Below are 23693 nucleotides of genomic sequence, written 5' to 3'. Positions count from 1 at the left end.
AGGATTCAAGTAAGGGAGTCGTTCATTATGCAGCATATGTACATTATCGCAGATGATTTGACGGGAGCTAACGATGCCGGCGTGCAGCTGTCCAAGATCGGGATCACGTCCACCGTGTATCTTGATTCCTTGGCGGCTCCGGCCAAGCCAGACGGGGATGTTGCCATTATCGATACGGACACCCGGGCAGCCGGTGAACAGGAAGCTTACGACAAGGTATTGCAAGCGAGCACTTTGTTTTTTCAGCAAGGGTATCATCAAGTATATAAAAAAATGGACTCGACCTTACGGGGAAACGTGGCTGCCGAACTGGCAGCCGTCGTTTCCGTTCATCAGCCGGAAGTGGTCGTGATTGCCCCGGCATATCCGAAGATGAACCGTCAAACCCTTGACGGTTATCAGCATGTCCATGGGCAGCGCGTCTCCGAGACCGAATTCGGGCGCGATCCCAAAACGCCGGTCAAGGACAGCTTCATCGAGAATTTGTTCCGGCCGTATGCAGGTCAGCAGAGCATCGTCCTGATCGACCTTACGCAGCTGCACGGGCCGGCGGAACGGCTGGTGCAGACGATCGAGGAACATGCCGCATCGGGACGGACCTGGTTTATATGTGACGCGGCGACGGATGATGATTTGAAAGAGATCGCCGAGGTTTTTGTCCGGGCGGGCAAAAAGACGGTATGGGCCGGATCGGCCGGCCTGATCGAATATTTGCCGGAGACGCTCCAGCTTGAGCGGACCGAAGATTGTCTGGAGGACCGGCTTCGGGTCGCCAAGACGCTGACCGTGTCCGCGAGCTTGTCGCAGGTGACCAAGCAGCAGCTGGAGAACGTGCGGTCGCTGCCGGACACCTGTTTCGTGGAGATGGACCCGGTGGACCTGATCAAGCGCACCTATGCCCTGCCGGACGTCATGGCGGCCGTAGCTAAGGAAGCGGACAAGAGGCATTTTGTATTGTTTGTCGATTCGTCTGTCAACAATAGAGAGGCGACGAAGCAACTGGAAGCCGAGCTTTCGATCGGGAAAACCGAAATCGGCGAGACGATTTCCAGGGAACTCGGGGCGATTGCCCGGGAGATTTTAGGCGCATACGAGGACATTAACGGCCTGGTTCTGACCGGCGGCGATACCGCCAAGGCGGTATGCAACCAGCTGAACATGAACCAGATGCAGCTGTGCACCGAGGTGGAGGCCGGGCTTCCGCTCGGAATACTGCGCGGCGGGGCGGATACAAGAGAGTTTTGGGCCGTGACGAAAGCTGGAGGATTCGGTAACGAGCATTCGCTGAAGAATGCGTTGATCTATATGAGTGGAGAGGATGATTGGAAATGAGCGACACCAAAGCGGTCATTGGAATTACGATGGGGGACGGAGCCGGGGTTGGCCCCGAAATTATTTTGAAAAGCCTGCAAAACCAGGAGATTTACGACCTGTGCCATCCGCTGGTGATCGGGGATGCCAAAATCCTGAATCGGGCCAAGGCATATGTAAACAGCAGCCTGAACGTCGAAGCGGTAACCGAGGATCAGCTCAGCGGTCTGACCTATGAGCACGGTACAGTCTACTGCCTTGATCTGAACCTGCTTAGCGGGGATCTTCCGCTTGGACAGGTGTCGGCTGAGGCCGGCCACGCAGCGTTCGAGTATTTGGCTAAAGCGATCGATTTGGCGAAGAAGCAGCAGATCGACGCGATTTGCACCGCTCCGCTGAACAAGGAAGCCCTGCATAAAGGCGGCCACAAATACCCGGGACATACGGAAATTTTGGCCGATCTGACGGGAACGAGCGAGTTTTCCATGATGCTCTCCGCGCCGAACCTCAAGGTCATCCACGTCACGACGCACGTCGGTCTGATCGACGCCGTGAAGATGATCAATCCGGAACGCGTATATCGCGTCATCCAATTGGCGCATGAAACGCTGAAGAAGTCGGGCATCCCGCAGCCGCGCATCGCCGTCTGCGGCATCAATCCGCATGCGGGCGAGAACGGCCTGTTCGGCTACGGCGAAGAAGAGGAGAAGGTTGTGCCCGCTGTGAAACGCGCCCAGGACGAAGGCATCGACGTCGTCGGACCGCTGCCTGCCGACACGCTGTTCTTCCGCACCGTCCGCGGCGACTTCGACATCGTCGTAGCCATGTATCACGACCAGGGACATGGGCCGGTCAAGGTGCTCGGCCTCGACGCGGGCGTGAACATTACCGTCGGTCTGCCGATCATTCGTACGAGCGTAGACCACGGAACCGCCTTTGACATAGCGGGCAAAGGAATCGTGGAAGAGAAGAGCATGATGGAAGCGATCCGCCAGGCAATTGAGCTGGCGCCAAAGAAATAATCATTTGTGGTTGAGAAGAAGATGGCTCCCTTAACGGGAGCCATCTTTTTTTATTCGCCAGGTTCGCGCCCCATCGTTCAGAAAATATTCAGAAACCATTCAGCTACTTTTCATCCAAATGCTATACTGTTCTAATGGGGAAGCCCTCTGAACTACCATCATAACGTTGATAGATGCGGCCGGTTTTTCGCATACTAAATAGACGCCAAACGTTCAACGCAAAACTTTAGTTCAATCTATATCATAGGCAGCATTTACGGTAGAAGCACGCCGATTTCTGTGGATACATCTCATTTGGACGAAGGAGGGGACGTTCATGCTCAAACGAATCTGGCCCTTCGGCTTGATTGTCCTTGTTCTGATTTTTGCGTATATTTTGGTCCGATTCATTCTTTCTTCCATGACTGTCGGCGACTTGGTCGGGCAGATCCGGCTCCAGCGGGCCGATGATCCGTCCATCAAACATGTCGTGCTGATCGCCCAGGAGCTCGACAACCCGTTCTGGCGGGAAATGGAGCAGGGGGCCGTGGAAGCGGCAGACAAGCTGGGGATACGGATTGATTATACCGGCCCGATCCGGATTAATCCCACCGAGCAGATGAGGCTGCTGGAAAAAGCAATCTCATCCAGGCCCGACGGCATCCTCGTGCAGGGAATCGTGGATCGGGACTACGATGCGCTGATTCAAAGAGCCGCCGGACAAGGGATTCCCGTGATCACCGTTGACGCGGACGAACCGGGCAGCTCCCGCCTGGCGTATGTGGGGACCGATAACCTAGGGGCGGGAAAACGAATGGGCGACTTGGTGCTGAAGGAGGCGGCCGGCAAAAGGAAGATCGGCGTCATGATCGGAAGTGAACGGGCCGAAAATATGCAGCTGCGCCTGGCGGGGTTCCGTCAGGTGATTTCCGCTGCTCCCGGCTTCGCCATCGTGGATGTCCGCTCGTCCAACATCTCGCGGATCGGGGCGGCCAAGCAGGCCGAGGCGATCCTGAAGCAGCACCCGGACATCCAGACGATCGTTGGCTTCAGCTCCCTTGACGCGGCCGGAATCGTGGAGGGTATTCAAGCAGCGGGCAGGACGGGAATCCGCGTATACGGCTTTGACGACCTGACCATGACCCGGCAGGGGATCGAGCAGGGGGAAATCGCGGCGTCCATTGTGCAATCGCCGAAAGAAATGGGGGCCCGGTCGATCGGTCTCCTGAACGAGTACTTCCTCGGCCAATCGTTTGCCGCCGAGCATTTTATCCCAACGAGCGTTATGGACAAGGCTGCGCTGAACGCGGAGGTGGACGGCCGATGAACATGCGCCGAATGCTGCTGATTGTCATCCCCGCCTTGTTTGTCCTGACGAACGCGGTATCGTTTTTTATTTTTCAAAGCGGACGAACCGTTCAGCAGAGCTATAATATGATGCTGGACCGGGTATTACTATACAAACAAATCGATGCGGAGACCCGCAGCAATTTAAGCGCCGTCAATGTGTATTTGACGGACCGGAGCGAGCGAAGCCGGCAAATCTATCAGGAGCATCAGAGCCAGCTCAAGAAGCTGCAGGCGGAATTGAACGCTCAGGACGCCATCCCGTCCACGGAATTGAGCGTGCGAAGCTACCGGAACCTGCTGGAGACGTTTATTTCGCAGGAATCCGGCATCCTGCAGGCATTAAACGGCAAGACGCCGCTGGCGTATGCGAATTCCTATGCGGCAGCGGAGAAGACGGCCGGTTTCATTCAGGAGGAGGCGTACCAGCTGATCGACCAGGAGCTGAGCTATTACCAGCCGCTCTACCGTAGCATACTGGCACAGACCGACCGTATGAACCAGTGGGGCGTCGCCTTGTTTATATTCAGCACGCTGATCAGCGTGCTGCTGGCCTACTGGATTTCCCTCCGCATCACCAGTCCGATCCGGCAGCTGGCCTGGACGGCCCAGCAAATTTCGAACGGCAACCTGGGGGTTAAGCCGCCGGAGATGAAGAGCCGCGATGAGTTTCGGATTCTGTCCGAAGCTTTCGTGCAGATGCAGGACAATTTGAAATCGCTCATCCGCAAGGAAAAAGAGGGGTTGGAGAAGGACCGGCTCGTCAAGGAATTGGAACTTGCGGTACTGCAAAATCAGATCAATCCCCACTTTCTGTTCAATTCCTTGAACGTGCTGTCCAAGCTGGCGCTGATCGAAGGAGCGGAGAAGACGAGCGATCTTACGGTAACGATGTCCAATCTGCTCCGTTATAACCTGCGCCAACTGGACCGGCCGGTGCCGCTCCGCGACGAGGTGGAGCACGCGAAGGAGTACTTCACGATTCAGCAGGCCCGTTTTCGCGACCGCATCCGGTTCGTCACCGCTATCGACGAGAAGGCTCTGGACGTGCTCGTGCCGGTGCTGACGCTGCAGCCGCTGCTGGAAAACGTGTTTGTGCACGGCATTGAAGGCATGGAAGAGGGAGCCGAGGTGCGGCTTGCGATCTCTTCCCAGCCGGGCGGGACACGGGTTGCCATTTCAGATAACGGGATCGGGATGAGCGAAGAGACCCGGCGGTCGCTGCTGCATACCGATGTGCCGCGGCTGGAAAGCCAGGGAGACGGGGAAGCCCGGCATGCCACCGGGCACTCGACGGGCCTCGGAACCCGCAACGTGTTTAAGCGCCTGGAGCTGTTTTATGATAGGAAGGACTTGATCGACATTGACAGCGAGCCCGGGAAGGGGACGACGGTCCTCTTGAACATCCCTGCCGCACGAAAGGAGGATGGCCATGTATCGTCTGCTGATCGCGGATGATGAAGCACTGGAGCGGGAAGGCATCGAATGGATTGTGAATCGGATGATGCCAGATACGTTTGAAACGATCCATGCGGAGAACGGCCGGATGGCCATACAGAAGGCGGAGGAGCATCGCCCGCACATCGTCATGATGGACGTGAGAATGCCGGGCATTCAGGGGCTGGAAGCGCTGAAGGAAATTAAAGCCCAGAATCCGCAGGCCAAAATGGTACTCATCACCGCTTATGAAAATTTTGAATATGCCAAGCAGGCGATCTCCCTCGGCGTGCACGAATATTTGGTCAAGCCGGCCAAAAGGGAGCAGATCGTTTCGGTGCTGAGCCGCCTCGTGCAGGAGCTGGAGGAGGAGCAGCATAAGCGGGATGAGGAGCTCGCGGTGCGCGAGCAATTTTTTCAGCTGCTGCCGCTGGCTGAGACGGAAATCGCGCTGCATCTGATGTCGGGCCATGTCAATGAGACGGAGACGGGCCATCTGGCCGATATTTTGCAGCTCCCGGTCGACAAAGGCTGCTCCCTGGTGCTTGGACTGTCCGAAGTAGGGGACGCCAAGAAAAAGGTGTACGACGCCGTGAAAACGGCTGCGCATACAGCGCCCAAGGACAGCTACGGCACGGTCGTCAGCTCGCTCATTCACAGCCATATGGCCTTGTTTCTGCTGGGAACGAGGCAGACCGGGGACACGGCGCTGGCTGAAGGCGCCAGCGAGCTCGGCACAAGGTTGGCGGATGTTCTTCGGGAGCAGTGCGGGACGGCCGTCCCGGTCGGCATCGGTACCGTCCGGAATCGGTCGGAAGGCATCAAACGGTCTTATTATGAGGCGGTATTCGCCTCCAGGTTCGATCCGGAAGGGAGCGGCATCTGCCGCTTCGAAGACCTGATTCAGGTTTCGGGCGCCGACAAGGTTCATGCGGAGAGGCTGATCAACGGATCCGGCGATGCCGGAGAGAGCGCCTACGTTGAGCTGGCGATCCGCCAAATCCGCGACGAGCGGGAGCAGCGGACCACCAACATGCTGGACCGGGCGGTAATGTATATCCGGAGCAAGTTTCAGGAGGAGCTGTCGCTCGAGGATGTGGCGGAGTATGTCCATTTGAATCCGTACTATTTCAGCAAGGTATTCAAACAGCAGACCGGGGAAACGTTTATCGACTATGTGACCCGGCTGCGGATCGACAAAGCCAAGGAACTGATGAAGGACGGCCGGTACAGCATGAAAGAAGTCTGTTACCAGGTCGGATACAAGGATCCGAACTACTTTAGCCGGGTATTCAAAAAAGTGACGGGTCTCACGCCGTCCGATTATAGAGTGCAGCACCAATAAGAGCAAAGTCCATGCCGTATACTGGCATGGACTTATTTGTGATGAATAGCGAATTTGTGCTAGTCCGAACCTCAAAGGCGGCGGACGGAGCGATTTTATGCTGATCTACCGCAAATAAGTGAAGGGAATCGAAAGCGGATGCAAGCGACCCCCATGTTACAATGGATGTAGGTTATTAGTGATGATTTCTTGGACTTCATCAATCCAAATAGATTGAACTAAAGAAGTTTTGCACTGAACTTTAGCTCATTCTATCTAAATAGATTGAACTAGAATCGAACTTTAGTTCATTCTATCCAAATTAATGACATGGAAGGGATAATATATGAGCTCAATTACATTGGAACACGGCAGCGAGCAGGATAGCCAGAAGATCAGCATGAAGTTCGTGACGCTGGTGTCCATCGTAGCCGCTTTGGGCGGGCTGCTGTTTGGTTTTGATACAGCCGTCGTATCGGGCGCCGTCGGTTTCATGGAAAAGCGCTTTAACCTAAATGATTTCCAGACGGGGTGGGCAGTTTCCAGCTTGATCATCGGCTGTATTCCCGGGGCGCTGTTCTCCGGAATGTTAAGTGACAAGTTCGGCCGGAAAAAGGTCATCATTGCGGCAGCGCTTCTCTTTATCATCGGATCGATCGGTTCGGCCATTCCGAATACGTTCAGCGGGTTTATTATCGCCCGGATGATCGGCGGTCTTGGCATCGGCATTACCTCCACCTTGTGTCCACTGTATAATGCGGAGATCGCACCAGCCAAATATCGCGGCCGCCTCGTCGCATTAAACCAGCTGGCAACGGTTACAGGCATCTCGCTTGTGTACTTCGTCAACCTGTGGATCGCCGGACTCGGCGACGACGCCTGGGACATATCGAGTGCCTGGCGCTGGATGTTTGGCTTCGGCGTCATTCCCGGCGCATTGTTCCTTGTGCTGCTGTTCTTCGTACCGGAAAGCCCAAGATGGCTGATCAAGCAAGGACGCGCAGCCGCAGCGCTGCCGATTCTGCTCAAGATTCACGGCGAAGAGCTGGCGAAACAGGAAGTTCGCGATATCAAGGAATCCTTTGATCAGGAGAAAGGATCGTTCCGCCAGCTGTTCAGCCGGGGGCTTCGCATGGCGTTGATCGTCGGCGTCGGTCTGGCGGTTCTGCAGCAGGTGACCGGCATCAACGCCGTGATGTATTATGCGCCGGAGATCTTTAAAGAGACCGGTGCCGGTACGAACGCGGCGCTCATTCAGACGATCTTTGTCGGCTTGATCAACCTCTTGTTTACCATTTTGGCCATTTGGCTGATCGATAAAGTGGGACGGAAGGCGCTGCTGCTGGTCGGATCGGCCGCGATGCTGATCTCCCTGGCCGTTATCGGAACGGCATTCCAGACCGGACATACCTCCGGCCCGCTGGTTCTGATCTTTATTCTGATTTACGTCGCCGCCTTTGCGATCTCGCTCGGACCGGTGGTATGGGTTCTCATTTCGGAGATCTTCCCGAACCGGGTCCGCGGCATCGCGACGGCGATTGCCTCGATGGCTTTGTGGATCGCCGACTACGTCGTATCCCAAGCCTTCCCGCCGATGCTGTCTTCGGCAGGTCCGGCGGCCACCTTCTGGATCTTCGGCGTGATGTCGCTGATTTGCCTCGTGTTTACATGGCGCGCGGTGCCGGAAACCAAAGGAAAGTCACTGGAGGAAATGGAATCCATGTGGGCGCAGAAAAACGCGTAATACGGCATGCAAAAAGGGGATGTTCCCGGGTCGATGAACCTGGAAACATCCCCTTTTTTGTTTTGGATACGGCAGGTATGGAGCGATGTTATCTCCTGGTTCCAGCCGACGATCGGGTTACAGAATCCGGCGCGCGGTGACGAAATGCTTTTTCCACTGGCTGTCAAAGGCTTCGACGTGAACGCCGAGCTCCTTGGAGTACGTGTGCAGAATCTGGTTATTCCCCATATAGATGCCGACATGGCCGATATCCAGCCCACGGGCGCTGAAGAACAGCAGGTCCCCTTTGCTAAGGTCGCTTAAGGGAACTTCCTTGCCGACCTTAGCCTGGTCGTAGGACACGCGGGGCAGCTCGACGGACAGCGTATCCTCGTAAACCCGCTTGACGAAGGAAGAACAGTCGAATGTCTTCGTCTGATCCGAGGAGGCGCCGAACTCGTACGGCGTGCCAAGAAACTTCTTGCCGTAAGCGATCAGCTCGTCCGCCTGCATGTCGGCCAGCGAAGTGCTGGCGTAGTCGGTATATTTCGGTTTGGCCGATATGTATCCCGTTTGATGGTTTTCGGTTTCCACCTCCAGCCAGAGGGCGTTCACCTCGCGGATGACATGCACCTTCTGTCCGGTTGGAATCATTCCGAGTGATGTCGCATCGCTCGATGAATCCGGCTTGCTCCGCAGGTTCACGCCCCAGCGGATGGAGGTTTCAAGCGTAATCTTGGACGTAATCCGGATGGTGCGCGCATCCGGCTGCCAGGCGACCTCGCTGCCCAGCGTTTCGCTCACAAAACGCAGCGGTACGAGGGAGTATCCGTCCGAGATTTGGCCGGGCACCGTCACCGCAAGGGCTTGTCCGTTCAGACTCGCGGTATGCTCGCCGATCCGGTAGATCAGCGTGGTGGCTCCCTTGGTGGCCTTCAGCGTTTTTGTGGCGTTGTTCCAGGCGAGCTTGGCCCCTTGGCGCTCAAACAGGCCGCGCATCGGCACGAGTACCGTACCGCCGACATTCAGCGGCTGCACTTCGGTCTGCAGCTGCTGGCCGTCCAGATAGACGGCGATCGGCTTGGCGGCTGGCGGGGCGGTGTCTGCATAAGCCGACGTGCTTCCGATCATGGCGGCGGCCAAGCCGGCAAGAACCGCTCCTTTTTTTCTCATCATGTCATCATCACCTTGCTTTAACAGAATTGACGGTTCGTGGGTGATGAACCGCATAGGGCAGGGGCTCCCGGCGGATATCTTTACCAACAAGTCCCTGTATAGTTGGACGAGGGGGAGGCGGATTGGTTTTGTTCTTCAGGATTGGTAAATTCATGAAATGGATCTTCCCGGATCGTTTTATTCGATTGCCGTATAGAATGAACTCAAGAAATGAATGATAAAGTGCCGTATTGGACCGTTCTACCAGGAGATTCAATGCAAAACTCTAGCTCCATCTATATGTCATTTAAGATTTACTAAAGGTTCGTCCACTATCTTGGTTCCATAAGCATCCGTTGCTTAACCCAGAAACCAAGAAGGAGGATTCAGTCATTTGAATAGCCTACTACGAAAATTTGCAGTGACGGCCCTGTCCGTGACGATGGTGACATCGTCATACGGCCTGCCCGGAAGTTCGGGTGCTGCCTATGCAGCAGCGGAAGGGACTGGAGTTGCGCAGGCGTATGAGTCGTTGTTCCAGACGGATAACGTGATTGATGTAAAAGTTACGATTGATGACGCGGACTGGAAGAGCATGCTCGAAAGCCCCCTCGATAAAGATTACAAGAAAGTCAGCGTGGAAGTGGACGGTCACAAGCTGGACAACGTCGGGTTCTCCACCAAAGGTAATCTAACGCTAAAGGCGGTAGCCTCCATGGATGATTCCGACCGTTACAGCTTCAGGCTGAAGTTTGACAAATACGACAAAACACAAACGCTGCTCGGTTTGGACAAAATGGTCTTGAACAACAACTACGCCGATCCATCGTATATGCGGGAAGTTCTTCATTATGAAGCGCTGCGCAGCATTGGCATGGATGTGCCGATGACAAATTACGTCAACCTGTATGTTAACGGTGAACTGGTTGGCTTCTATACCGGTATCGAAGCGGTAGATGACAGCTACTTGGAGCGCAACTACGGGGATGATTATAAGGACGGCGTCCTCTATGATACCGAGGAGAAGAGTTACCTCCAATATGAAGAAGGCAGCGATTACAGCACAATCACGGAAGATTTGGGTACGGACGATAACAAAACCAAACTCAAAAACTTCATCAAAACGCTGAATGATATGCCAGAAGGAGAAAAAGGCGATATCGAGAGCGTGCTGGATGTGGATTCGGCGCTCCAATATATTGCAGGCAACGTGGTCTTCGGAAACTATGACAGTTATAACGGAGACAAAGGGCATAATTACATGCTCTATAGCGATGCAAATGGCAAGTTCACCGTGGTACCATGGGACTTTAACATGTCCTTCAACGGGTACTCGGGTGGCGGAGGACGTGGAACCGGTACAGCGGGATCGACAACAACCAATACGAATGCTACCAATGTATCCATAGATCAGCCTGTTCTGGGTATTAGCATGGAGAGTGTCCCTATGATCAACAATCTGCTTAAAGTGCCGGAGTATAAGGAAAAATACTTAAGCTACGTTAATGAGTTGACGGACTACCTGGAAGGCATCCAGGACCGGATCACCGGACTTGCTAATGTCATTCGTCCTGATGTGGAAGCAGACCCAACCAAGTTCTACACGACAGAGCAGTTTGAATCTAACATTGCTTATTCGGCGAATGGTGATGCAGCTGGCGGTATGGGGGAAGGCATGACCCCGCCGGATGGAACAACACCACAGGCGAGGCCGGAAGGCACGGTGGGAACAGGTGCAACAGATACAACAGCCGAAACGGGTAATACCCAACGCCCGGGCGGCAACTTCGGCGGTGGACAGGGCATGGGTTCCATGGCTGCAGGTTCACTGACGACTTTTGCCTTGAATCGACTGGCCAACCTCCAGGAACAACTTGGACGTGAAGTGACGCCTTTGCCTGAGACCTCAGAAAATACAAGTACGGATACATCGTCAGGAACGACGGACAAAACGATCTCTGTAACGCTGGATGGCCGGACTATTGCGTTTCCGGATCAAGATCCGCTGCAGGAAAGCGGACGGGTGATGGTACCGGTTAACGCTATCCTTGAAGCATTGGGTGCGGAAGTGACTTGGGACAAAACAGCCAAGACGGTAACAGCTGTCCTGAATGACCGGAAATTCGTGCTGAAGATCGGCAGCAGCACAGCAACCGTGAACGGGACGCCGCTGGAGATTGACGCACCGGCCATCATCAAGAGCAGCCGCACCCTTGTGCCCGTCCGCTTCATTTCGGAAGGATTGGGACTGACAGTAGACTGGAATCAATCCGCTGCCCAAGTACGCCTTACAAGTAAATAAACCAGCTCGATCCCTTGCGAGACGTAAGGAGAAAGAGAAAAAGGGGTTCGATGTCTCCATCGAATCCCTTTTTTGTGCTGGCGAGGCGCTCATGCGTCCACGACGCACGGGCAGAATCAGCCGTCCGAAGCAAGCTGGTACTCAGCCGCATCGCTGGCGGGTGGCAGCGTCATGCCCTTTTTCCAAATGAGAATATGGTCCTCCGGGGTGCCCAAATAGATCGCCTGGATCTCGGCTCCGGTGCCGCCAGGGTTGTGATTGGCATTTTGCTCGTCGACGTTGATCCAGTAATACGTATTCGCCAGGCCGATATCGGCAAAGGCCTTCGATTTGATGACAGGGCGAAGGGGAGTCATGTAGAAGTTTCCATTCTGATCGAGTTTATAGCTGACCTGCTTCACGTTATAGCCATCCGTCATTTTGACGTGGTACGCGATGTTTCCGTTTGTCATCCGGCCAACATCGGTAACCTCGATTACTTTGGTGGGTACGCTCCGGATATTCCAACCGGTTAATAACAGGTAGCCTCCGAACAGCATTCCGCAAACGACGGTTGCGATGGCTATTCCCTTGATAAAAGAGACAGCCTTGGAGCGGCTCCAGTACGCGGCGATCCGGCGCAGGCTGTTAGCCTCAGTTTGTTGCTCACGGGTGGGCTCCGGACCCAGCATCAGCCCATCCTTCATTTTTTCTAACACGGACCGGCAATCCGGGCATAGCCCAATATGGCCTTCGACCAGCTCGCGGGTATCCGGACTGCACACATCGTCGTGATATAACGGCAGCAAGTCTTGAATCACATGGCATGATATAAAAGGTTTGTTCATTGTTCCTCCTCCTGATAGCGCTCCTGAATTTTCTGCTTCGCCCGGTGAAAAGTCACTCGGGCCCAGCTCTCCGTTTTGCCGAATAGGCGGCAAATGTCCGCAAAGGATAACTCACCGAATACCCTGAGCGTAAATACTTCTTTATAGGGCTCCCCGAGTTCGTGCAAAATGCGGTGAATCCGCAGTGCTTCCGATTGGAGGACAATCTTGTGTTCCACATTCAGCTGGCTGACGGGGTCTGTCTCCGGTTCAGCACGAGGATACCGCTTTTGCCCTTCCCAATACGAGAAATATGTATTCTTCGCGATTTGGCACAGCCAAACGCTGATCTTGCAGGTTCCCTGAAAGGAGTTGATCCGCTTGAGCGCTTTATAGAACGTCTCCTGGGTGATCTCTTCGGCAATGTGCTCATCCCGACTGAGCGAGAGCACAAACCGGTATACTTCCTGAAAATATTGATCGTAGATTTGTTGGACATCCTCCACCGATTCACCTCCTTGTCTTTTATAAGACCTCGATGGAGAGGATTCGTTACACGCTTTTCAAAAAAATGATTGTACTTGTGCCCAGTACATTCCTGCAACAGTAACCCTCTCCAATTCTCCAGAGTTCATAGACGATTCACAGGTTTTGTCGTAGAATGATTTCTATTACACAAGAAGTGAGGTTCGGAGAGATGAATGCTGTTGCAAAAGTGAGCAAAGTTGTGGGTGGCACGTTTTCGATTTGGGTCATTCTGTTTGCATGTCTGGGCTTTTTTTTACCTGATGTCTTTACCCCGTTAAAGGGCTACATTTCTATCTTTTTGGGAATTGTGATGTTCGGCATGGGGTTGACTTTATCCTCCGCCGACTTTCGCGAAGTTTTCCGCAGGCCGCTCGAAGTGCTGATCGGCGTGGTCGGGCATTTCATCATTATGCCACTCCTGGCCTATGTCCTGGCCCTGGTGCTGAACTTGCCGCCGGATATCGCCGTAGGCGTCATCCTCGTCGGATGCTGCCCGAGCGGCACCTCGTCCAATGTCATGACGCTGCTGGCGAAGGGGGACGTTGCGCTGGGGGTATCCATCGCTTCCGTGTCCACCATTATCGCACCGTTGGCCACGCCGGCGCTGATCAGTTTGCTGGCCGGCCGCTGGATGCCGGTCGATGCCGGGGCGCTCATCAAGGACATTCTGATGGTGGTCATTCTGCCGATCGTGCTCGGGGTAATCGTCAAGTCCTTGTTTAAAAAGCAGGCCGAAGCCAGCGTTCAGGCGCTCCCGCTCGTCTCCACCCTGGCGATTGTGCTGATTGTGGCGATCGTCGTCGCCGGCAGCCGCACCAAAATTATCGAAAGCGGTTTGCTTATTTTTGCGGTCGTCATTCTTCACAATCTGCTCGGGTACGCCCTCGGCTATTTGTTTGCCAAGCTCTTCCGCATGAATCTTGGCAAGCGTAAGGCGGTTTTATTTGAGACCGGTATGCAGAATTCGGGTCTGGGCGCGACGCTCGCTGCCGCTCACTTCAACCCGGTCGCCGCCGTGCCGAGTGCGATATTCAGCGTGTGGCACAACATTTCCGGATCGCTCCTTGCCACCTGGTTCGCCCGGCGCTACGAGAAGGCGGAGATGGATAAGAACCGGTAAGGCAATATTGAAATCATAACCTTTGTGGGGGGCTTGTCCATATGACAAGCCTCTTTTTGCATGGGAATCAGACAGGCGCCGCACCAGGGAGGGCATACACCATCAGCGGGCCATGCTAGTGAAGCGTATGTTATAGCAGAAGATGTCTCGTAGATTTTAGATTGAAAGAAGGGATATGATGCGGTCAAAGCAAAGAAAGATTCAGGAGCAGCTTGCGGCGTTTGCTTGGCTGCAGGCATGGGGGACCAACGTCGCGGCGATAGGCCAGACGAAAATGCTCTCATCCCGCAAAAAGCAGCAGCAGGAGGGAGAGAAGCTATCGCTCATCGGGAATGCGATGCAGGCGATCGCCAATGCCGCGCAGGCTGAGTTAACCGCCAGGCTGCGGAGCTCGGCTTCGAGCAAGGAAGTGAACGATCTGATGGTCACTGGTAACCTGCTGCAATCCCTGGGGAACTCGCTGGAAGTGATCGCAGGGGATGGGTCCTAACCGGCGGGGCAAGGATAAGAATAACTGGCCGGGGAGCTGCTCTAATACCAGGCAGCAGCGGGTATGCACTGCAGGAGACAAGATTCCCGCGTTTAGCACGACAGGAGAGATGATATTGCTGTTATCAAGCGCCTTGAACACGTACCGCGGCGCCATCATGTCACTGCCGGCAGACCGGCGGCTTACCCGGGAGGATCTGCTGATCCCGGAGCTGCGTATATCGGCAAGCGGCCTTGTAGAGACATTTTACGCTCCGCACAATGATTATGTTCACTCATCGGCGTGCCTATTTATCGTAGGCTTGACCCCGGGTTTTACACAGATGAGAACCGCTTATGAAGCGGCACGGCATGCGATGGATCAAGGGATGGGCGATGAGGCGGTGTGCCGGAAAGCGAAAGAGGCGGCCAGTTTTGCCGGAAGTCTGCGGGCGAACTTGATTTCCATGATGGACGAGTTAGGGTTGCCGGGTTATTTGGGGATCGGCTCGAGTGAAGCTTTGTTCGGCGGAGAGCGGGAGCTGCTGCATACCAGCTCGGTGCTCCGCTATCCCGTTTTCGTCAACCGGGCCAATTACAACGGCAGCCGTCCGGGTCTGCCGGGAACCCCAAGTCTTAGGGACACCGCGCTAAATGGCATGGCCGAAGAGTTGAGCATCTTCCGAGACCGCCCCTTCCTCATTCCACTCGGAACCACCGTGGAAAGCGTACTTCGCCTTTTGGACGAGCAGGGAATGCTGGACGCCGGGCAGTGCTTGTGGGGATTTCCGCACCCATCGGGGGCCAACGGCCATCGGCACAAACAGTTTGCCGCCCGGAAAGCAGAGATGAAAAAGACCCTGCATCGTTACTTCTCTTGATTGTCTGGCGGGCGTTCCCGTGTTATCGTAAGGATGGGCTTAAGGAATCCAAAAGTTTCTAGACCATCTTGATGGAGGTGTCTTTTTATGAAAGCGCTATTTATTGGAGGAACGGGAACGATCAGTACTGCTATTACGAAGCAGCTGCTGGCGCAGGGATGCGAGCTGTATCTGCTGAACCGCGGACACCGGAATGATGCCCTGCCGGAAGGGGCTCATATCATTCAGGCCGATATTAACGACGAGGAGCAGGTGGCTGGTCTGATCGCCGATCTCCATTTTGACGTCGTGGCTGACTTTATCGCCTTCGTGCCGGAGCATTTGGAGAGGGATTACCGTCTGTTCAAGGACCGTACGAAGCAGTTTATGTTCATCAGCTCGGCTTCGGCTTACCAGTCGCCTTTATCCGATTACATCATCACCGAGGGAACTCCGCTGTCCAATCCATATTGGGAGTATTCCCGGAACAAGATCGCCTGCGAGGATTACTTAATGAAGCAGTACCGTGAGAATGGCTTTCCGGTCACCATCGTAAGGCCAAGCCATACGTACGACGAGCGCTCGATACCGCTGGGCGTGCACGGCAGCAAAGGCAGCTGGCAAGTGGCGAAGCGGATGCTGGAGAACAAGCCCGTCATTATTCACGGTGACGGTACGTCGCTGTGGACCATGACGCATAACCGGGATTTTGCCAAAGGCTTTATCGGCCTGATGGGCAACATTCATGCGATCGGTGAATCCGTGCATATTACATCCGATGAATCGGTTACCTGGAACCAGATTTACGAGATCATCGCTGACGCTCTGGGCGTGAAGCTGAACGCGGTTCATGTCGCATCCGAGTTCCTCGATGCCTCCAGCAAGGAGGATTTTAGGGGCAGCCTGCTGGGAGACAAGGCGAATACAGTCGTCTTTAACAATGCCAAATTGAAAAGGCTTGTTCCCGATTTTGTGGCGACCACGCGGGTCGATCAAGGCATTAAGGAGACGGTACAGTACATTCTGGCCCATCCGGAGCACCAGACCGAGGATCCTGAATTCGACAGCTGGTGTGACAAGGTGGTCCAAGCTCTGCAGGAAGCGGCTGAGCGGATTAACGGGTAAGTGGGCAGCAGGTAAAGCTGCCGATGATATATACTTCGTTTATTAAAAGGTGCCTGGAGACAGGCGCCTTTTTTTGCGTTCATTTATAGATCGTTGCCTTGCCCGTAACAATTACACGCGCCGGTACGCGGACCCTGACCATAAGGAAACAGGCCTCCTAGTCTGGATAGGAGAGCCTGCTTTTGGGCTGATGGCCGTTCACACCATTATTTATCCGTAAAAAATACCCGGGAGTGCAGCACATCCATCGCATGCACGATCTCCTGCACATCCTGCTTGGAAGCATCCTGCAGCCGGGCCAGGAACCGCCCTCCGATGTGGCCGAAGGCTTCTTTCATCACACGCTCCCCTTCGCCAGTCAGGCGAACGTACTGTTTGCGCCGGTCTTTGGGGTCATCGTATTTTTCGCACAGCTGCTTATCACATAGCTTTTTGATCTCCCGGCTCGTATTGGGCATGGACATCTGCTGGCAGTCACTGATTTTGCTCAAGGTTACCGGCTGGCTCACGGCGATGTATTCGAGCATGCTGTATTGTACGGGTGTAATGCCCTCAGGTTTGATGCCTTGGGTCATTTCATGCTTGACCTGATGCACGGCTGCCGTAAAGGCAATCAACTTGTCAAAAAGCGTATTGTGGTCCATGACGTCACCTCTTCCCCACGAACATATCAAAATTATTATCAATAAACAATTATCATTTGACAACTAAATATTCGGCGTGGTAGGATTTGGTTATCAAATGATAAGTAAATGAGGTGGCACGATGAAGGTACTGGTCATTTACACGCATCCGAATCATCAAAGTTTGAGTTACTCGTTTTTGCAGAAAGTATTGGAAGGCGGCCGTGAAAATCCGGCGTTTTCGCAAATCCAGACGCTGGATCTGTATGAAGAGAGCTTTAATCCGGTTCTCTTCTTCAATGAGACCAAGCGGAGACGGGATATGCATAAGGACCCTGCACTGCAGAGGTACCGGGAGATGCTGCTGTGGGCGGATAAAATCGTTCTGGTTTATCCGATTTGGTGGGGCCGGCCGCCGGCCATGCTGCTGGGTTTTATCGACCAGATGTTTGCTTCGGGCTTTGCTTACAGGGATAAGGGCGGATTGCTGCCGGAGGGACTGCTGAAGGGCCGATCGGTGGTATGCATCTCTTCCATGAAAGGGCCGGCGTTATATCCTCTATTTTGGCTGAATAACGCACACAAAGTGCTGATGCGGAAGGCGCTGTTCCGGTATGTGGGCATCAAGCGGGTCAAATTTTTTGAGTTCGGGAATATGGAAAGTCCCAAGGCCAGGCATGAGGCGAAGCTGGACCGGGTGTATCGGTACTTTAGAACCGTCGCACGGTGACCGGGCTGGTGCAGGACGGCGAATCGGCGATTTTTGTGGGAGGGCTTGAAATGGGATCCAAAATAGTTCAATATAAAGATATACGCAATTAAGAAAAATGGACTCGCTGCGGCGGTCGGTTTGAGTATACAAAACTATTGAAAACTAGGGGATCCCATGGAAATAGGCATCAGTACCTTTGTGGAAACGACACCTGACGTAGAGACGGGTGAGGTCATCAGCCACGCGCAGCGTCTGCGCGAAGTGGTCGAGGAAATTGTGCTCGCCGACCAGGTAGGGCTGGACGTATTCGGGGTAGGCGAACATCATCGAAAAGACTATGCGGCATCCTCGCCGGCGCTCGTGCTGGCGGCGGCTGCGCCGCAGACCCGGCGAATCCGGCTCAGCAGCGCGGTCACGGTGCTGTCATCGGCCGACCCGGTCCGGGTTTTTCAGGATTTTGCCACGCTCGATGGAATTTCGAACGGACGCGCCGAAATTATGGCGGGCCGAGGGTCCTTTATCGAATCGTTCCCCCTGTTCGGATACGATCTGAACGATTACGATGAGCTGTTTGACGAGAAGCTGGAGCTGCTGCTCAAAATCCGGGCTTCCGAAAAGGTGACCTGGGAGGGCCGCCACCGCCCGGCGATTCATAACCTGGGCGTGTATCCGCGCCCGGTTCAGGATCCGCTGCCCGTCTGGATCGGCAGCGGAGGGAACCAGGAGTCGGTCATCCGTGCCGGCCTGCTGGGCCTGCCGCTGGTGCTGGCCATTATCGGAGGCAGACCGACGCAATTTGCGCCGCTGGTGGACCTGTATAAGCGGGCGGCTGCCCACGCGGGCCACGATGTGTCGAAGCTGGCGGTGGGTTCCCATTCGCACGGCTTTATCGCCGAGAATACGGAGAAGGCCGCCGACCTGTTCTTCCCTTCCACCCAGTACAGCATGAACGTGCTTGGACGGGAGCGGGGCTGGGGCCAGTATGACCGCAACAGCTTCGACAACGCCCGCAGCTTCGAAGGCGCTCTGTACGTCGGCGATCCCGAGACGGTCGCCCGGAAGATCATTCATCTTCGCAAGAACGTAGGCGTCACGCGTTTTATGCTGCATGTGCCGGTCGGCTCCATGCCGCATCATCTCGTGATGAGAGCCATCGAGCTGCTCGGAACCGAGGTGGCGCCGCTCGTGCGCGAGGAGATCGCGAAGTGGGAAGAGGCGGGAGAGGCTTGAAGCCGCAGACTAAAGCGATGGCAGTGCTCGGGCATGCGGTAGGTGAAGGCCAGGAAGCTTTCGCAGACATAACAAGCACAAAAAAGAGGGGGATATCCCCCTCTTTTTTAGTATGCTCGAGTCGCGGCATACCGGTGTGAAGGCAGGCCGCGCTCTATTCACCGCTCTACCAATGAAAACTATACCGGATCGCCGCCAATCCCATGCTCCACCTACGCCACGCCCGGAATCGTGATTGTGACCGTTGTTCCTTCGCCTTCAGCGCTTTCAAAACGGATCGATCCCTGGTGATTCTCGATGATTTTATAGCTGACCATCAGGCCGAGGCCCGTACCCCTATCCTTTGTGGAATAGAACGGCTCTCCCAGCTTCGCCAGCTTGCTCTCCGGAATGCCGGAGCCGTTGTCGGCAAACTGGACGACAATGTTGTGGTTGTCGCACAGGCTGGCCTGGATATTCACCTCGCCGCCGCGCGGCATGGCTTCGATCGCATTTTTCAGCACGTTGATGAACACCTGCTTGAGCTGGTTCTCGACGCAGACCACCCGCATGCCCGGCTTCAGGTCGATGTTCATCTCCACATTGTTCATGTTGGCCTGCGACTCCAGCAGCATGATGACGTCATGCAGAATAGGCTCCAGGTCCATTTGGACAAAATCGACCGCCTGCGGCTTTGCCAGCACCAACAGTTCGCTGACGATCTGCTCGATGCGGTTCAGCTCGTTCAGCATGATGCCGATATACGAGTCGTTGCCCGTCCCCTTGTTGGACATCAGCTTGGTGAAGCCCTTCAGTGCGGTCAGCGGGTTGCGGATTTCATGGGCGATGCCTGCAGCGAGCTGGCCGACGGCCGACAGCATTTCGGTCTTGCGGAGCATTTCTTCCGCCTGCTTGCGTTCACTGATATCTTCGGACAGCTTCACGAAGTGGATGATTTCCCCCTTCTTGTCCTTGATCGGAATGAGCTTCACCGATTCCCAGTACAATTCTCCGTTCTTCTTGGTGCTGGTCAGCTCGCCTTTCCAGATGCCGCAGCTTTTGGCCGTCTCCATGATCTGATCCACCGTGGGACTGCTTTCGGACGTCTGGCAGAATTCCTTCAAGCTGTTCCCCCGCGTCTCAAACAGGCTGAACCCGGTAATTTCGGTGAACTTCGGATTCACGTACTCGATGGAGCCGCCGACGTCGGTAATGACGGTAATACTCGGGCTTTGTTCGACGGCATAGCTGAGCTTCGTCAGCTCTTCATTGACCGCCTTAAGATCCGTGATGTTCACGAACGTGAGCACGACCCCGCTGATAAAATTCTGCTCCGTCCGGTACGGCAGGATGCGCATGCTGTACCAGGTGCCATCCTGACTCTGGATCTCTTTCTCGAAAGGGACGAGCGTTTGCAATACCTGCTTCGCATCGGCTACCAGCGTATCGTATTTAAAATGGTGGGAGATGTGCTCGATCGGCCTGCCGTAGTCGACCTCCAGCAGGTTGATCTCCTTCGTGATGGCCGGAGTAAACCGGCGGATGCACATCCGTTTGTCCAGAAAAATGGTGCCGATGCGCGTGCTGACCAAAAAATTGTTCATGTCGTTGTTCACGTCGGTGAGTTCCTGGATTTTAAACTGGTATTCCGTGTTGACGGTCACCAGCTCCTCATTCACCGACTGCAGCTCTTCATTGGCACTCTGCAGCTCCTCGTTTGCGGCGACCAGCTCTTCGTTCGTCGCCTGCAGCTCCTCGTTGGACGTCTCGAGCTCTTCGACGGTGGCCTGAAGGGATTCCTCCGCCATCAGGAGAGCCTGCTCCAGCTCGATAATCCGGGAACTGACGTTGTGGTCGATTTCGAACGGTTCCAAGACCATTTGCGCCGCAGCTTCCGGCTCCTCGGGGCCCATGAACAGGATAAGCACGTATTTATCGAAGGCTTTGTTCTTCAGCGAAAACGGCCGAATGTGCAGGTCCACCATTCTTTCGCCGGCGTTAGTGTCGATGCTGAGCGAGTGATACACAACGCCGCTCCGCTCCTGCCGAACCTTCTGGACGGCGGCCGATACTGCGACGGTTACGTTCGGGTCGATCATTTTGTACAAATTCCAGCTGGGTTTACCCTGGGCAAGCATGAGATAATCGTTGATCGCTCCGTTCAGGTGAATGACGTCGTTGTTCTGGTCCACGATCAGGCCGGGAGGAATGTGCTCCTCGACCAGAGCCCCCTGCAGATCGTCTAGACGTTTGGGCGATGCCGAGTCGCGGACGGCGGCCGGAGGAGGCGCGGTTTTGCGGTAGGACTGGGTTTGCGAAACCCGGCCCTCGAGCGAAAACAGCCGTGTTTCCGCTTCGACTTTTCCGTTTTTGTGCGAGAAAATGTTCCAGCGCCGGTCCACAAAATCGAACTGTCCGGCAAAGCGCCCGATCGTTTCGCTGGGCCCGAGAAACAGGAAGCCGTCCGGATTCAGGGCAAAATGAAACAGGGACAGCACCTTCTGCTGCATTTCCGGCTGCAGGTAGATCAGCATGTTCCGGCAGGTGATTAGGTCGAGATTCCGGAACGGAGGGTCCTTGATGATGTTTTGCGGAGCGAACACGACCATCTTGCGGATGTCTTTGCTCACCTGGAACATATCGTCGTCTTTAATAAAGAAGCGCTCTTGGTCCTCGTCCGAAAGGTGGCTGATGTTGCTCTGCGTATAGATGCCTTGGCTGGCGTATTCGATAGATTCCTTGTCCAGATCCGTGGCGAAAATTTTAATCAGGTAGGGCTCTTCCAGCGTATCCGCATATTTGCGCAGCAGCATTGCAATTGAGTAGGCTTCCTCGCCCGTCGAGCACCCCGCCACCCACACGCGGATTTCCTTGGAGAGGCTTTTGCGCTCGAAGATTTCCGGTAGCACCTTGTCATATATGGTCTGGAACGCTTCGGGATCCCTGAAAAAATTGGTGACGCCGATCAGAAGATCCTTCCGCAGCGCCTGCAGCTCCTCGCGGTGTTCTTCCAGGTAGGTCATGTAAGCCGCCATAGACGGGGCGTTATGGATGGCCATCCGCCGTTCGATCCGCCGCAGCACGCTGTTTCGTTTGTAATAGGTAAAATCCACGCCGCAGTCCTGGCGGATTTTCTCAAAAATGAGCTGAATATATTGCTCGGTCGTAATGCTCTCACGGACCGTTGTCATGCTCTCGTATTCTGCGCCATGCAAGTGCTGCATCAGCCTTTCTGTCATTTCTTTCGGGGCGAGCACCACGTCCGCGTTGCCGGACAGCCTCGCGCTGCTGGGCATCCCGTCAAATTTAGCCGATTGACTGTCCTGTACAATGACGAGTCCCCCGGCCTCCTTAATGTCATGTATTCCCCGTGAACCGTCAGTGCCGGTCCCGGACATAATCACGGCTACGGCTTTGGGGCCATAAGCCATGGCAAGTGAGCGGAAAAACATATCGATCGGCAGATGCAGCGCTGTAGGCGGAATGGAATCGGTCAGCTGCAGACGTCCTTCCAGAACGGTGAGAATTTTACGGGGAGGGGTCAAATAGATATGATTCGCGTTGATCTTCATATTGTGCTTAGCTTCGCGAATGGGCATGGAAGTATACTTGCGCAAGATCTCGTCCATCAGGCTTTTATAATCCGGAGAAAGGTGCTGAACGACAATGAAGGCCATCCCTGTGTCTGTCGGCATTTGGTCAAAGAAAACCTCCAATGCTTCCAGTCCGCCGGCTGATGCGCCCAGACCCACCACAAAGCTGGGGGCCAGTTCCTGTGTATCCTTAGCCACGAGCGTCAGTTCTTGTGTCGATACCGGTGCTGCAGCTTGCAGCTCATTACGTCCATTCCCGTTCATCCGCGTCTACCCCTTCCGTTATCATTCTTGAAAAGCAATCAATCGTGATCTGCCTCAAGCCGCTGTATCGCATCGGTCAGGTACTGGCCGAAGGCCCGCTTGGTGGGCTCGTCCAATTCATCCACTGTGGAAAGGGACTGCTGAAGATATCGAAAATTATCCGTCAGCGTACGCGTTTCCATGCCGTAGGTGTTCAGAATCCCTTTCAGCCAAACGGCATAATCGCTAAATACCCGTGAATTATCAAGTTCGAGTGCCGTTTCCAGATGACGCATGTGGTGAGCATTATCATCTTTGCATTTTTGCACTCCTTTCTCGCCGTACCGGTCCATGAGCGACGGGTCGGCTTCGTAAATCAGCTCCGTCACCCGATCGATCAATCGTTCGTATGTGCCGGCTTGTCTCATCGGGCGACCACCTTGTACTTGCTGACCTTCGGGACGATCGCTGCCAGCTCTTGGTCCGGATACTGCTTCTCCAGTTCATGGACCCGCTTGAAATCTTCTCCCCTGGCCCAGCGGAGATAGTCCTCCTTGGTTTCCCAGGTAATTTGTACCGTCAGCTCATGCGGCTTGTGTTCATTCTGCAGCAGCATGAAGGAGTGAAAACCCGGAGCTTGATCAACTAATTTGGATCTGTGGTTATAAATATGGATAACTTCGTCGGCCTTGTCGGCGGGTACAACGACAGTCGAATGAACGATATACATGCATGGTCCTCCTTGCCTCTTGAATGAGGGCTATTTATATTATAATAAAGATCATGGGTATAATCTCCCAAAGTTC

General features: G+C 54.6%; 20 protein-coding genes. 13 read left to right on the top strand and 7 right to left on the bottom strand.

All coding sequences use genetic code 11. From position 1 onward, the window contains the following. The first annotated feature begins 27 nt into the window (after positions 1 to 27). The 6 genes from CJP46_RS21690 to CJP46_RS21665 all read left to right on the top strand — a co-directional run bounded on the left by CJP46_RS21690 (position 28) and on the right by CJP46_RS21665 (position 8164). A complete protein-coding gene (locus tag CJP46_RS21690) occupies positions 28 to 1332 on the top strand; it encodes a four-carbon acid sugar kinase family protein (RefSeq protein ID WP_094597709.1) in 1305 nt (434 codons plus the stop codon). Continuing rightward, positions 1329 to 2333, top strand: coding sequence for a 4-hydroxythreonine-4-phosphate dehydrogenase PdxA (gene pdxA / locus CJP46_RS21685; RefSeq protein WP_094597708.1), 1005 nt, complete (start codon positions 1329 to 1331; stop codon positions 2331 to 2333). Before CJP46_RS21690 ends, pdxA begins: the two co-directional genes overlap by 4 nt. A gap of 316 nt (positions 2334 to 2649) precedes the next feature. After that, the gene (locus CJP46_RS21680) at positions 2650 to 3639 is read left to right on the top strand and encodes a substrate-binding domain-containing protein (RefSeq protein WP_094597707.1); all 990 of its coding nucleotides are present in this window, start codon (positions 2650 to 2652) and stop codon (positions 3637 to 3639) included. Next, positions 3636 to 5117 carry a sensor histidine kinase gene (locus CJP46_RS21675; protein ID WP_094597706.1) on the top strand — a complete coding sequence of 494 codons (1482 nt, stop codon included), beginning with the start codon at positions 3636 to 3638 and terminating at the stop codon, positions 5115 to 5117. The genes CJP46_RS21680 and CJP46_RS21675 overlap by 4 nt, the downstream gene beginning before the upstream one ends. After that, positions 5092 to 6441 carry an AraC family transcriptional regulator gene (locus tag CJP46_RS21670; RefSeq protein ID WP_179281262.1) on the top strand — a complete coding sequence of 450 codons (1350 nt, stop codon included), beginning with the start codon at positions 5092 to 5094 and terminating at the stop codon, positions 6439 to 6441. The genes CJP46_RS21675 and CJP46_RS21670 overlap by 26 nt, the downstream gene beginning before the upstream one ends. Before the next feature lie 325 nt (positions 6442 to 6766). Next, positions 6767 to 8164, top strand: coding sequence for a sugar porter family MFS transporter (locus CJP46_RS21665; RefSeq protein ID WP_094597704.1), 1398 nt, complete (start codon positions 6767 to 6769; stop codon positions 8162 to 8164). 117 nt (positions 8165 to 8281) lie between these two features. On the opposite strand, the gene CJP46_RS21660 is transcribed toward CJP46_RS21665, so the two are convergent. Then, a complete protein-coding gene (locus CJP46_RS21660; protein WP_094597868.1) occupies positions 8282 to 9319 on the bottom strand; it encodes a stalk domain-containing protein in 1038 nt (345 codons plus the stop codon). A 373-nt stretch (positions 9320 to 9692) separates the two neighbouring features. Between CJP46_RS21660 and CJP46_RS21655 the strand changes: the two genes are divergently transcribed. Further along, positions 9693 to 11600, top strand: coding sequence for a CotH kinase family protein (locus tag CJP46_RS21655; RefSeq protein WP_094597703.1), 1908 nt, complete (start codon positions 9693 to 9695; stop codon positions 11598 to 11600). A gap of 116 nt (positions 11601 to 11716) precedes the next feature. Here the strand turns inward: CJP46_RS21655 and CJP46_RS21650 are convergent, their stop codons facing one another. Next, entirely contained in the window at positions 11717 to 12427 is a 711-nt protein-coding gene (locus CJP46_RS21650) for a zf-HC2 domain-containing protein (RefSeq protein WP_094597702.1), read from the bottom strand. After that, positions 12424 to 12912 (bottom strand): RNA polymerase sigma factor, encoded by a 489-nt coding sequence (locus CJP46_RS21645; protein WP_094597701.1) that lies wholly within the window; start codon positions 12910 to 12912, stop codon positions 12424 to 12426. Before CJP46_RS21645 ends, CJP46_RS21650 begins: the two co-directional genes overlap by 4 nt. Positions 12913 to 13103: 191 nt before the next feature. On the opposite strand from CJP46_RS21645, the gene CJP46_RS21640 reads away from it, so the two are divergent. From CJP46_RS21640 to CJP46_RS21625, 4 genes are all read left to right on the top strand, one after another. After that, positions 13104 to 14054 (top strand): bile acid:sodium symporter family protein, encoded by a 951-nt coding sequence (locus CJP46_RS21640; protein ID WP_094597700.1) that lies wholly within the window; start codon positions 13104 to 13106, stop codon positions 14052 to 14054. Positions 14055 to 14229: 175 nt separating this feature from the next. Then, positions 14230 to 14544: a DUF6944 family repetitive protein gene (locus CJP46_RS21635; RefSeq protein ID WP_256992455.1), complete on the top strand. Its 315-nt coding sequence runs from the start codon at positions 14230 to 14232 to the stop codon at positions 14542 to 14544. Positions 14545 to 14659: 115 nt separating this feature from the next. After that, a complete protein-coding gene (locus CJP46_RS21630; RefSeq protein WP_094597698.1) occupies positions 14660 to 15403 on the top strand; it encodes a hypothetical protein in 744 nt (247 codons plus the stop codon). 87 nt (positions 15404 to 15490) lie between these two features. Continuing rightward, complete coding sequence (locus CJP46_RS21625; RefSeq protein ID WP_094597697.1) at positions 15491 to 16507, top strand: SDR family oxidoreductase; 1017 nt, start codon at positions 15491 to 15493, stop codon at positions 16505 to 16507. Between the two features lie 206 nt (positions 16508 to 16713). On the opposite strand, the gene CJP46_RS21620 is transcribed toward CJP46_RS21625, so the two are convergent. Beyond that, entirely contained in the window at positions 16714 to 17151 is a 438-nt protein-coding gene (locus CJP46_RS21620) for a MarR family winged helix-turn-helix transcriptional regulator (RefSeq protein WP_094597696.1), read from the bottom strand. Positions 17152 to 17272: 121 nt separating this feature from the next. Here CJP46_RS21620 and CJP46_RS21615 point away from each other — a divergent pair, with 121 nt between their 5' ends. Continuing rightward, a complete protein-coding gene (locus CJP46_RS21615) occupies positions 17273 to 17860 on the top strand; it encodes an NAD(P)H-dependent oxidoreductase (protein ID WP_094597695.1) in 588 nt (195 codons plus the stop codon). A 156-nt stretch (positions 17861 to 18016) separates the two neighbouring features. After that, complete coding sequence (locus tag CJP46_RS21610) at positions 18017 to 19072, top strand: LLM class flavin-dependent oxidoreductase (protein ID WP_094597694.1); 1056 nt, start codon at positions 18017 to 18019, stop codon at positions 19070 to 19072. A gap of 212 nt (positions 19073 to 19284) precedes the next feature. Here CJP46_RS21610 and CJP46_RS21605 read toward each other — a convergent pair whose 3' ends face one another. From CJP46_RS21605 to CJP46_RS21595, 3 genes are read right to left on the bottom strand one after another with little or no spacing between them, the layout of a single operon-like run. Next, positions 19285 to 22908, bottom strand: a complete 3624-nt coding sequence (locus tag CJP46_RS21605) for a CheR family methyltransferase (protein ID WP_094597693.1) — start codon at positions 22906 to 22908, stop codon at positions 19285 to 19287. Positions 22909 to 22946: 38 nt separating this feature from the next. Continuing rightward, positions 22947 to 23315 (bottom strand): hypothetical protein, encoded by a 369-nt coding sequence (locus tag CJP46_RS21600; protein ID WP_094597692.1) that lies wholly within the window; start codon positions 23313 to 23315, stop codon positions 22947 to 22949. Further along, a complete protein-coding gene (locus CJP46_RS21595; RefSeq protein WP_094597691.1) occupies positions 23312 to 23617 on the bottom strand; it encodes an antibiotic biosynthesis monooxygenase family protein in 306 nt (101 codons plus the stop codon). The genes CJP46_RS21600 and CJP46_RS21595 overlap by 4 nt, the downstream gene beginning before the upstream one ends. Positions 23618 to 23693: the final 76 nt, after the last annotated feature.

The sequence above is a fragment of the Paenibacillus sp. XY044 genome (assembly GCF_002257645.1).
In the GTDB taxonomy this organism is placed as follows: Bacteria; Bacillota; Bacilli; order Paenibacillales; family Paenibacillaceae; genus Paenibacillus_AQ.
Note: the sequence above shows the minus strand (reverse complement) of the source record. Positions and strands in the feature narration are given on the sequence as shown.